Source organism: Deltaproteobacteria bacterium, assembly GCA_009930495.1.
GTDB lineage: Bacteria > Desulfobacterota > Desulfovibrionia > Desulfovibrionales > Desulfomicrobiaceae > Desulfomicrobium.
Window position 1 is genome coordinate 1 of record RZYB01000093.1, and the last position, 10,576, is coordinate 10,576.

Below are 10,576 nucleotides of genomic sequence, written 5' to 3' on the forward strand. Positions count from 1 at the left end.
CACGGCGATTTGGGCATGATCCGGCCCGAGGACGTCATTGTGGCCATTTCCTATTCCGGCGAAACCGATGAGCTCAACAACATTCTGCCCAGCCTGAAAACCCTGGCCGGCGGGGTCATCGGCCTGACCGGTGGCGCGAACTCGACCATGGCCGGGCTGTGCGACGTGGTTGTCGATGTCGCGGTACCGGCCGAGGCCTGCCCCCTGGGCGTGGCCCCCACGGCCAGCACCACGGCCGCCCTGGCCGTGGGCGACGCCCTGGCCGTGTGCCTGATCGACTGGAAATCCTTCGCGATCGAGGATTTCCGACGCTTTCATCCCGGCGGCGCCCTGGGGCAGCGTCTGGCCCAAAAGGTGGATGAATTGATGCTGACCTCCGATCTGCCCATGGTCCCGGGCGGCGCCTCCCTGGGACGGGCCCTGGACAGTCTCAACCGGGGCGGTCTGGGTTGCGTCTGCATTCTGGACACGGGCGATCGGCTCTTGGGCATTCTGACCGACGGCGATGTGCGCCGGTTGGTCTGTTCCGGACTTCTGGACCGGGAGGTCGTGGTGGACACGGTCATGAAGGCCGATCCCCTGCGCGCCTGGCCGGGTCAGCAGGCCGGCGAGGTGTTGGACCTGATGGAGACCAAGGCCATCACCGTGTTGCCCGTGGTCGATGCCGACAACGTCCTGGTCGGCATGGTGCACATGCACGACGTCCTGGGTCAGGGCCGGGTCAAATTTTCCCGGTCATGAGTCGTCCCGACCCGCATATCTGTACCCGGTGCGCGGCTCGGGGCCGGACCTGCTGCGAGCTCGCCGGCGGTGACGAGGAGTTTTGTTTTCCGCTTTCGGAGGGGGAGCGCGCGGCCATTTTGGCGGCGGGTTTCGACGCCGCCACCATGGTCCGGACTCCAAACACCGACGCTTTCGTGGCCCAGCTGGGCCATCTCATGCCGGACCAGGATATTGCAGCCTTTTTTCCGCGTCCGGGCCATCATTGGCGACTGGCCATCACGGATCGCGGCCGCTGCGTTTTTTTGGGCGGGTCCGGATGCCGTCTGGACCGGGCCATCCGGCCCATCTATTGCAAGCTTTTTCCTTTCTGGCTGTACCGGGGCCAGTTGACGTGGTTCACGGCCGAGGAATGCCTGGCCGCCATCGAGTGCGCCACGGCCAAGGACCTGGAGCGCGCCATGGATGTGCGCGAGCCCGAAATCCGGGAGTTGTTCCAGGCCATGTGCGCGGCCCTGGGACGTAACGCAAGGTGAGACCATGAAATTCGTGAAGATATGCGTCGTTCTTTTTCTGCTCGGGGTTCTGGCGGTTCTGGCCGGCGGCGCGGGCGTGTACTATTGGGCGGAGAAGGACTTGCCGGGATTCACCAAGTTGAGTGACTATTCGCCGGCCCTGGCAACCACTGTCCGGTCCAGGGATGGGCAGATCCTGGGCTATTTTTACCGCGAAAAACGGTTTTTGATCCCCCTGTCCATGATGAGTCCGGTCACGGTCAAGGCCTTCCTGGCCGCCGAGGACGCCGGATTCTACAACCATGAGGGCGTGGACCCGCAGGGCATCATCCGGGCCGCCATCAAGAATTTCATCGCCGGCGGCATCAAGCAGGGCGCCAGCACCATCACCCAGCAGGTCATCAAGTCCATGCTGCTCACGCCCGAGCGGAGCTACGAGCGCAAGATCAAGGAGATCATCCTCGCCTACCGCCTGGAAAAACACCTGAGCAAGGAAGAGATCCTGACCATCTACCTGAACGAGATCTATCTCGGCGCCAAGGCCTATGGCGTGGAGGCGGCGGCGCGGGAGTATTTCGGAATCAACGCCTCGCGGCTGACCCTGGCCCAGGCCGCGCTCCTGGCCGGATTGCCCAAGGCCCCGTCCAAGTATTCCCCCTATGCCAACCCTGATTTGGCCAAGGAGCGCCAGCTCTACGTGTTGCGGCAGATGCGGGACCAGGGTTGGATTTCCCGGACGGAATACGAGGCGGCCGTGGAGGAACGTCTCGAATACCGGGTGCAGGATGACCCGTCCTGGAAGACCGGACCGTATTTTTTGGAAGAGGTCCGGCGGCAGCTGGTGGAACGCTATGGCGAGGACAAGGTCTACACCGGCGGGCTGCAGGTGCGCTGCACCATGGACGTGGAACACCAGACCATCGCCGATCAGGCCCTGCGTGACGGGCTGCGCGCGACCGCCAAGCGCCATGGCTGGCAGGGGCCCATCAAGCATGTCGAATCCGGTGACCGCGACGCCTTTCTGGCTGGTCGGAAGCTCGGTCCGGTCAAGGTTGGGGACTGGCTGCAGGCGGTGGTGACCAAGGTCGAAGCGGGCGGGGCCACGGTCCGTTTCGGGGCGCATTCCGGCCAGGTTCCCGTGGCCACCATGGGCTGGGCCCGTAAGCCCAATCCCAAGCATGCTCCCGAGGAAGTGGCCAAGATCGGCGATGCCCGCAAGGTGCTCAAGCCCGGAGACGTGATATGGGTCAGCGTCAGGGACATGCCCACGGACAAGCCGTGGCGTCTGGCCCTGGAGCAGGAGCCCAAGGTCGAGGGCGCGTTGGTGTCCATCGATCCGCGCACGGGCGAGGTCCTGGCCCTGTGCGGCGGCTATGATTTTTTTCGTAGCCAGTTCAATCGGGCCACCCAGGCCCTGCGCCAACCAGGATCATCCTTCAAGCCCATTGTCTATTCCGCGGCCCTGGACAACGGGTTCACGGCGTCGAGCATCATCGTCGACGCGCCCATTGTTTTTGACGACGGCAGCGGCAAGCCCTGGAAACCCGAAAATTTCGAGGGAATTTTCTACGGTCCGACCCTGCTGCGGACCGCCTTGGTCAAATCCCGCAATCTGGTCACCATCCGCATTGCCCAGCGCGTGGGCATGAACACGATCATCGACCGGGCCAAGGCCATGGGGCTGACCGGCATCATGGAGCCCAATCTGTCCCTGGCCCTGGGTTCCGGCCAGTTCACGCCCCTGAACATGGCCCAGGCGTACACGGTCTTCGCGCGGGGCGGGACGGCCATCACCCCCCGGCTGATCGAAAGCGTGTCCTCGCCCTGGGGCGAGCAGCTGTTCACGGCCACCGAGGAAGTGCGCGAGGTCATGAAGCCGGAAACCGCCTATATCATGTGCAACCTGATGCAGCAGGTGGTCCAGGAGGGCACCGCCGCCCGCGCCAAGGCCCTGGGGCGGCCGGTGGCCGGCAAGACCGGCACCACCAACGATGAACAGGACGCCTGGTTCATGGGCTTTTCACCCTATCTGGTGACCGGCGTCTGGGTTGGATACGACCAGATCAAGCCCATGGGCCGCTTCGAGACCGGTTCCCGGGCCGCCCTGCCCATCTGGCTCGACTACCGGACCAAGGTCGAGCCCAAGTATCCGGTCGAGGATTTTCCCGTGCCTCCGGGCATCGTCATGGCCAGGGTCAATGCCCGTTCCGGTGGCTTGGCTTCGGCTGAAGACAAAAACGCCTTCGTGTTGCCCTTTCAAAATGGCACCGAACCCGTGGCCACTGCCGGCGGTTGGGAACTGGACGCCGATCCGGGGTCCTCCAATGCCGGCGCCGAAAGCCTGCTTAAACAGATCTTCTGATTCCGCGTGGGGCCGCCCGGCCCCGCCATGATCTCAACCATTCAGAATTCATGAATATCATCGCTTCGATTCGTGGCGTGCTGCACCGTTCGGCACGCATCAGCCTGGAACTCTACAAGATCATGATTCCCATCTTGATCGTGGTCAAAATTCTGCAGGAGTTGGACCTCATCGCCTGGGTCGCCCTGCCCCTGGGACCGGTCATGGAGCTGGTCGGGCTGCCGGGAGAAATGGGCCTGGTCTGGGCCACGGCCATGATCAACAACATCTACGGCAGCATGATCGTGTTCGTGTCCCTGGCCGCCAGTCATGCCATGACCACGGCCCAGGTCACGGTTCTGGGCACCATGATCCTCATCGCCCACTCCCTGCCCATTGAATTGCAGGTAGCGCGCAAGTCCGGTCCGGCCCTGTGGTTCCAGGCCGTGCTGCGCATCGGCGGCGCCCTGATTCTGGGCTGGCTGCTGTCGCGGGTCTATGCCTGGGGCGGCTGGCTGCAGGAACCAAGCGTCCTTCTCTGGAAGCCCGAAGCCCAAAGTCCGGACCTGGTGTCCTGGGGGCTGCGGCAAATCAAGAATCTGGGCATGGTTTTCGTGGTCATCACGGCCTTGAGCGGGCTCATGCAGATTTTCAACGCCATCCGCCTGACCGACGTCTGCGTCTGGCTGCTCTCGCCCGTGTTGCGTCTTTTGGGCATCGGGCGCGAGGCCGGCCCCCTGACCATTGTCGGCATGGTCATGGGCCTGTCCTACGGCGGCGGCATGATCATGCACGAGGCCCATTCGGGCAAGGTCGCGGCCAAGGATGTGTTTTCGTCCCTGAGTTTGATGGGTCTGGCCCATTCCGTGTTCGAGGACACGCTGCTCATGGCCGTGCTCGGGGGGCATGCTTCGGGACTGTTGTGGGCGCGGATACTTTTTACCCTGATCGTGACCGCGCTTTTGGTACGGGTGGTGGCGTGGCTGGGTGATGCCTTTTTTTACCGCTATCTGTTCCGCACGCCGGATCTGGACGCGGCCATGCGGCCCTGCTGTCCGGGGGCGGTTATGGGCAAAAAATAGGGCGGCCGAACTCGGCTCCGGTCGCCTGGCTGCACGTTTTCCGCGGTCACGAATCGAGGGCGTCCGCCAGGAGGGCCGTTCCTGACGGTGGCCAGGTGCCGGCACTGACGCGGTCCTTGTGCCAACGGCTCATGGCTGCGTCATCGACCGCGTATTCGCCCCAGGCTGATTTCCAAACCACGGCCGGAGTCCGCTGACGTAGAGACTCCACGGCGTTTTGCGCTTGCTGGGCGGTTACTTTTTTACCGGTTTTTTGTTGATAGAAGCGCAGAGATTCCCCGTCATATGGCCGGAAGTGTTGGCCTTTTTCCAAAAGACGCCACAGCACGGCCTGCTCCAGGGGCTTGAGGCCTAAAAAGGAGGATTCCATTTGCGCCTCGTCTTCCTGCTGACGTTGCCAGGCCGCCTGGGCCACAATCGGCTCGAACCGTCCGGAATTGCCGGATAAAGGACTCAATGCCTGACCCAAGACGTCCATGAAAAACTGCGGACGCGATCCAAAACGCTGGAATGCCTCGAACAAGAGAGTTTGATCGACGGGAATGAGATCCGGGCGCTGGGCTTCGATGAGGTGGATGAGATGCGCGATGAAGTCCTCGCCCAGCTCCGGCATGCGCTGGACCTTGGATCCATAGAAAGGTGCACCGTTGGTGTTCACCAATCGCAACAGTTTGTCTCTGTCGGAGCCAGACATGACGAGCATGAGATTCACCTTGCCAGGGCTGTTCAGCTGGTCGCGGGCGGATTTCAGGGCGGCCATGGCGATCGTGCCCGTTTCGCTGGTCAGGGCGTGTTGCGCTTCATCAATGATCAGGGCCACGGGCGTTCGCGCGGCATGATGCAGGGCGCGGAGCGCGTCGGGCAGGGTGGCGCCGTCGAGTGCTCCGATCTTGCTGGTATCGATGGAAAGCCACCCGCCGAGGCTGACATTTTCCAGGCCCGCGCTTTTGGCTGCGCGGGCCACGAATCCCAGGTGCGGCTCCAGGGCTCGTCCGACGGCCTCGGCGATAAGAACGCCTGGATCCCGACGCTGGTCTGCCCAGAGGTCGAGGTACACGACCGTGACGCCACGTTTTTCCAGTTCTGGCCTGAAGTCGTGTTGGAGAAACGTGGTCTTGCCTGTCCGCCGTGGGGCGGCCAGGAACAGGCCATTTTGGAGATCGCCGAAGAGCGTGGCTCCGAGCAGATCATCCGCCAAGCGCGCGGCCAGGGCGGTACGGGAAAAATGGAGCATTGTTTTTATCCTTTTTTATTTTATTTGCGATAAATTATCTTCGACAAAATAAAAGTCAATAAAAGCTCCATTTCTTTCAGGGGATCATGCCCCGCTCAAAGCATTTGCAACTCCCAATTCCAGAGCCCTTGTCGTTCCTTGATGGTCACCTTTTCCGGCACGGGTTCGTGCAGGCGGGCCAAGACCGCGTAGCCGGCCCGTTCCAGCTCGGCCCATTTTTCACTCAGATCCAGGGCCCAATTGGGGAAGGTCCAGACCAGCTGGCCGTAGGTGCGGCTCCAGAATTGTTCGCCCTTGGGGCTTTGGAAAGGATCGCGTTCGCGCAGGTGCTCGGAGCGGATGCGCGCCACGCACAGCGGATGGATGCCCTTGACCAGGATGCCCAGGGGCAGGGGCGAGGTCTTGGGGAGCTCCAGAAATCCGTCGCGGTCCAGTTCCGGGCTGACAAAGGCGCCGGCGAAGCCCATCCGGGCCAGGGCGGCCAGGGCCAGGGGATTGGCCGTGTTGCACATGGGACCGGCCCAGAAGGTGCACCGCTCGGGCTTGGCGAACAGGCCCAGCTGCCAGGGCGCGTTGAGCACGAACTGCTTGGCGCCGAGGCGGGTCATGGTCTCCAGGCAATCGGTCCAGGCCTTTTCCTCGCCCGGCCAGATCACCGGCGGCAGCCACCACCAGACGCGGCCAAAGATATTCTTGGAGATGGTCCGTTCCACGCCGGGTGTCAGCCACACGGCCTGCTCGCTTTGGTTGCCCAGTCGGTGCGGCAGGGCGCGCCAGACATCCATCTCGCGCGTTTTGATTCTGCCCCTGGGGCCCTTGGCTCCGAGCGGCTTGGGCAGGGTCGGGGCAAAGGTGGATTCGGCGCTTTTGCGGCCTTCGCCCAGCTCCTGGCGCAAGCCGTCCAGGATGTTCCGCAGCTCGCGTTCCCGGCGATCCACCAGAAAGACCGGCGCGCCCTGGGGCGCCGGCCGCCCCGGCCCCCTGGGCAGGTCCAGACGGCCGCCCTTGGGAATGTCCCGGCGGATTTTCACGGTTTGGTGCCCGGGTTGATCCTCGTAGCCGATGCGCAGCAAATCCCCGTTTTTGAGGGGTTCGCGCGGCGAGAAAAATGCCTTGGCGCCGCCCTGGACCTTGGCCACCAGATGTCCGGAGCCGGTCTGTTCGCGGTCGGCGATGGGATTCGCGGGCCGATGCCCGAGGAAATTATAGTGCGACCCCGGTCGCCCCAGGGCCATGTCCAGGAGCTCCACGGCCATCTTGCGCTGGGCCGGATCGTTGCCCGCGTCGCGGAGCAGGCGGTAGGCCGTGACCGTGTGGTACACATAGTGCGGCCCTTTCTTGCGGCCCTCGATTTTCCAGGACGTCACCTTGTCCACGCCGGCCAGGGGCCGGACCAGGACGTCCAGGGACAAGTCGTCGCAGGAAAAGAAAGGCAGCTTGTGGTTCTTCTGCTGGTACAGGCGGCGGCAGGGCTGCACGCACCTGCCGCGCAAGCCGCTCTTGCCGCCGAGATAACTGGACCAATAGCACCGGCCCGAAACCGCGTAACATAGCGCCCCGTGCACGAAGACCTCCAGGCTCAGCTCCGCCGGACAGCGGGCGGCAATGGCCTTGATTTCGTCGATGGACAGCTCGCGCGGCAGGACCAGACGGTTGACGCCCAGGGCCGCGATGTGCGGCAGTCCGGCGATGGTGCCGCCATTGGCCAGGGTGGACAGGTGCAGCTCGCCGGTGAAACCGGCCTGTCGGGCCAGTTCGGGCAGGGCCAGATCCTGGACGATGAGGGCGTCGGGCCGGACCTGATGGGCCAGCCTGTGGACGAGCCGTCCGGCCTGGGCCAGTTCCGGGGTCTTGAGCAGGTTGTTGAGGGCCACATGGACCCGGACCCCCTTGGCATGGGCCAGGTCGGTCAGGGCGGACAATTCGGTCAGGGAAAAATTGTCCGCTTCCATGCGGGCCGAAAAATTTTTCAGACCGCAGTAGATGGCGTCGGCGCCGGCGGCCAGGGCGGCCAGAAAGCTGTCCGTGTCTCCGGCCGGGGCCAGGATTTCAGGGCGAAAAGTGGTGTTCATGGGATGGATTCGCGTGCGATGAAAGGTTTGGGCCCGAATCGCGATTCGGGCCCGGAGCGGGGCAGTCCTGGCCTAGCGTGGCGGGGCGGGGGGCTGTCAAGGATGAATGTCGACGCCGTGACTTGTGGGGTGGGGGCGAATATCGTACGCAGTCCTCCATTCGGCCATGGCATTTTGTATCCCAGGATAGGAAACGTGACGGACCTTATTTTCATCGCCACCAGCCAGGATTTGCTTTTTCGGGAAACCAGGGACCACCTGGCCCGGCTCGGATACCGCAACTGCGCCCGTTTTTCGTCGGGGCGGGCCGCGGTCGAATTCATCAAATTCAATCCGGCCCGGGTCATTATCGTCGATTCCGAGGTCGAGGATTTGACCCTGCCCGAATTCGTGACCGCCCTGCGCGGGATTCGGCAGACCAATTATCTGCATATTTTGGTTATTTCCGCCGAACGGACCCAGGATTTCGTGCTCAGCGTCATTTCGGCCGGCTGTTCTGGCTTGGTTCTGCGCCCCTACACCGAGGACGCCCTTGGCCGGCACATGCGGCAGTCCGAACAGGCCGACTCCCTGCCGGACAGCGCCCAGGAAACCGTGGACCAGGCCACGACCATGATCGTGCAGGGGCGTTACGAGGAGGCCATCGGCGATCTGACCCTGCTCGTCAGTCACGAGGACGAGCAGGGCAAGGAATTTTTTTACCAGGGCTGCCAGTTCTTGGTCGAAAAGAAATGGAGCGACGCCATCCGGGCCTTCAATCAGTCCCTGGCCGCCAACCAGACCTTTCTCAAGGCCTACGAGGGCCTGGCCAGGGCCTATCAGGGCAAGCGCGATATTGAACGGTATACCTACTACCTGCAGAAAGCCGCGGACGAATACGCGAAGATCAATAACTTTGCCAAGGTCAAGAAGATTTTCGTGGAAATCGTCAAGTATGACGTCAACGCGCCCAACCCGTACAACACCCTGGGCATCCGGCTTCGTCAGGAAAAACAGTACAAGGAAGCCATTGACGCCTATTTCAAGGCCATCGAACTCAGTCCCGAGGACGAGAACATCCATTACAACATGGCCAAGGCCTACTCGTACGATGAACAGCCGGACAAGGCCCTGGCCTGCATCCGTCTGGCCCTGACCCTGTCTCCGGGGCACGAGGAGGCGTTGCGGATGTACCGGTTGCTGACCGGGGTGTCCTGGGAGGACGATGCCAGGGCCGGACTTATGGCGCGGACGCGCCAGGAGCAGTGAGCCATGGCCAAATTTTCCACCTGTCGTATTTGCGGGAAGATGGTTGATATCGAGACCGAGGCCCACACGTTGTTTCACTGCCGGAATTTTTTGCTCCGCGCCTATTACGGCGAGACCAACGAGATCCGCCGCCAGCGCCTGCTGGAGCGCATCAACGCCCTCAATGCCCGCATGCAGGTCAAGGGCACCAATCTGCTCGACACCTGACCGGCTCTCCCGGCCAGGGCAGATCTTCCAGACAACCCAGGGCCGTCATGGCCGCCTGGACCGATTGATCCTGAAAAAAGGCGCCCTGTTCCGGTGGACAGCGGAAGACGTGGGGCGTGCCATCCAAAACAAAACGCAGGGTGTGGGCGTGCAGGTACATCCGGTCCGGCCAGTCCGGCACCAGCTGGTGGTAGAGCCGGTCGCCGAGGACGGGCGCGCCCAGGGATTTGAGGGCGACCCGCAGCTGGTGCGTGCGTCCGGTCAGGAGTTTCAGGGCAAAGAGGCGCAGGCCGGGCCGGATCGACCAGCTCAGGAAGCGGGTCCGGGCCGGATGGAGCATGGTCCGGACCAGTTTCCAGGTTCCGCGTCGCGAGCGGACCATGTCCCCCTGGACAAGCCCCTGTTTTTTGCGTGGCGCGTGGTCCGACAGGGCCACGTAGTATTTGTCCAGGCCTCGTTCGCGAAAGACGCGGGCCAGATTCACGGCGGCGTCGCGGTTCGTGGCCAGGAGCAGCAGGCCGGATGTGTCCTTGTCCAGGCGGTGCACCGGCCAGACGCGGTCCAGGCCCAGACCGCGTCGAACCAGGGTGCACAGCCCGGCGGTTTCCCCGTGGTCATGAAAATCGACGCCCGGATTCTTGGCCACGACCACGAATCCGGGCCGCGTCGCGACCAGGGAAAAGCCGTCCATCAGCGCCATTTCCTGGGCTTTTTCCTGGACTGTCCGGGAGGGTAGGCGCGGCGGTGCTCGTCGTGGTGGGTGTACGGCCGGTCCACGTCCAGGGTCAGGACCACGGGCGCGCCCAGTCTGGCGCGAAATTCTCGTGGCAAGCGCGTCGCCCGGCGCCAGCCATTGTCCAGGTAGAAGTAGAGATGGCGGTCCAGATCGAAATACACCCTGACATCCGGATAATAATTATAGCGGTACATGGCGCGGTAGCCGTGGGCCGGGGCATGGGGCGGCGGTCCGCCCCGGCGCGACGGCGGCTCCTCCAGCGCCACCATGCAACCCTGGCTCAGGATCAGGACCAGCAGAAGGCTTGGGATGGGCGCGATCTTCATGGTGTCTCCGTGGTTTCATGTCCGTGGCAGCACCTTGTTCCGGCGCTGACCCAGAAAAAATCGAAGAATGCCGAACCCCGCGAGGGCGGCCAGGG

At 63.2% G+C, this 10,576-nt stretch carries 10 protein-coding genes; 6 read left to right on the forward strand and 4 right to left on the reverse strand.

Going from position 1 to position 10,576, the window contains the following annotated elements; genetic code table 11:
- From EOL86_08775 to EOL86_08790, 4 genes are all read left to right on the forward strand, one after another.
- Positions 1-741: KpsF/GutQ family sugar-phosphate isomerase (locus EOL86_08775; protein ID NCD25669.1), on the forward strand; the 741-nt coding region annotated here is incomplete at its 5' end.
- The gene (locus EOL86_08780) at positions 738-1,256 is read left to right on the forward strand and encodes a zinc/iron-chelating domain-containing protein (protein NCD25670.1); all 519 of its coding nucleotides are present in this window, start codon (positions 738-740) and stop codon (positions 1,254-1,256) included. The genes EOL86_08775 and EOL86_08780, both read left to right, overlap by 4 nt.
- A 4-nt stretch (positions 1,257-1,260) precedes the next feature.
- Entirely contained in the window at positions 1,261-3,597 is a 2,337-nt protein-coding gene (locus EOL86_08785; GenBank protein NCD25671.1) for a PBP1A family penicillin-binding protein, read from the forward strand.
- Between the two features lie 50 nt (positions 3,598-3,647).
- Positions 3,648-4,658 carry a hypothetical protein gene (locus EOL86_08790; GenBank protein ID NCD25672.1) on the forward strand — a complete coding sequence of 337 codons (1,011 nt, stop codon included), beginning with the start codon at positions 3,648-3,650 and terminating at the stop codon, positions 4,656-4,658.
- A 46-nt stretch (positions 4,659-4,704) separates the two neighbouring features.
- Here EOL86_08790 and EOL86_08795 read toward each other — a convergent pair whose 3' ends face one another.
- Positions 4,705-5,892: an ATP-binding protein gene (locus EOL86_08795; protein ID NCD25673.1), complete on the reverse strand. Its 1,188-nt coding sequence runs from the start codon at positions 5,890-5,892 to the stop codon at positions 4,705-4,707.
- A gap of 95 nt (positions 5,893-5,987) precedes the next feature.
- Positions 5,988-7,964 carry a U32 family peptidase gene (locus EOL86_08800; GenBank protein NCD25674.1) on the reverse strand — a complete coding sequence of 659 codons (1,977 nt, stop codon included), beginning with the start codon at positions 7,962-7,964 and terminating at the stop codon, positions 5,988-5,990.
- A gap of 3 nt (positions 7,965-7,967) precedes the next feature.
- On the opposite strand from EOL86_08800, the gene EOL86_08805 reads away from it, so the two are divergent.
- On the forward strand, positions 7,968-9,212 hold the full coding sequence (locus tag EOL86_08805) for a tetratricopeptide repeat protein (protein NCD25675.1): 1,245 nt from the start codon (positions 7,968-7,970) through the stop codon (positions 9,210-9,212).
- A gap of 3 nt (positions 9,213-9,215) precedes the next feature.
- Complete coding sequence (locus EOL86_08810) at positions 9,216-9,419, forward strand: hypothetical protein (protein NCD25676.1); 204 nt, start codon at positions 9,216-9,218, stop codon at positions 9,417-9,419.
- Here the strand turns inward: EOL86_08810 and EOL86_08815 are convergent.
- Together EOL86_08815 and EOL86_08820 are read right to left on the reverse strand one after the other, a co-directional pair.
- Entirely contained in the window at positions 9,391-10,110 is a 720-nt protein-coding gene (locus EOL86_08815) for an RNA pseudouridine synthase (protein NCD25677.1), read from the reverse strand. The two genes, EOL86_08810 and EOL86_08815, sit on opposite strands and share 29 nt — an antisense overlap.
- On the reverse strand, positions 10,110-10,481 hold the full coding sequence (locus tag EOL86_08820) for a hypothetical protein (protein NCD25678.1): 372 nt from the start codon (positions 10,479-10,481) through the stop codon (positions 10,110-10,112). The genes EOL86_08815 and EOL86_08820 overlap by 1 nt, the downstream gene beginning before the upstream one ends.
- Positions 10,482-10,576: the final 95 nt, after the last annotated feature.

Bases quoted from the DNA above. Each gene is read 5' to 3' on its own strand.
- EOL86_08780 (NCD25670.1), top strand. From the start codon at position 738: ATGAGTCGTCCCGACCCGCATATCTGTACCCGGTGCGCGGCTCGGGGC.
- EOL86_08785 (NCD25671.1), top strand. From the start codon at position 1,261: ATGAAATTCGTGAAGATATGCGTCGTTCTTTTTCTGCTCGGGGTTCTG.
- EOL86_08790 (NCD25672.1), top strand. From the start codon at position 3,648: ATGAATATCATCGCTTCGATTCGTGGCGTGCTGCACCGTTCGGCACGC.
- EOL86_08795 (NCD25673.1), bottom strand. From the start codon at position 5,892: ATGCTCCATTTTTCCCGTACCGCCCTGGCCGCGCGCTTGGCGGATGAT.
- EOL86_08800 (NCD25674.1), bottom strand. From the start codon at position 7,964: ATGAACACCACTTTTCGCCCTGAAATCCTGGCCCCGGCCGGAGACACG.
- EOL86_08805 (NCD25675.1), top strand. From the start codon at position 7,968: ATGGATTCGCGTGCGATGAAAGGTTTGGGCCCGAATCGCGATTCGGGC.
- EOL86_08810 (NCD25676.1), top strand. From the start codon at position 9,216: ATGGCCAAATTTTCCACCTGTCGTATTTGCGGGAAGATGGTTGATATC.
- EOL86_08815 (NCD25677.1), bottom strand. From the start codon at position 10,110: ATGGACGGCTTTTCCCTGGTCGCGACGCGGCCCGGATTCGTGGTCGTG.
- EOL86_08820 (NCD25678.1), bottom strand. From the start codon at position 10,481: ATGAAGATCGCGCCCATCCCAAGCCTTCTGCTGGTCCTGATCCTGAGC.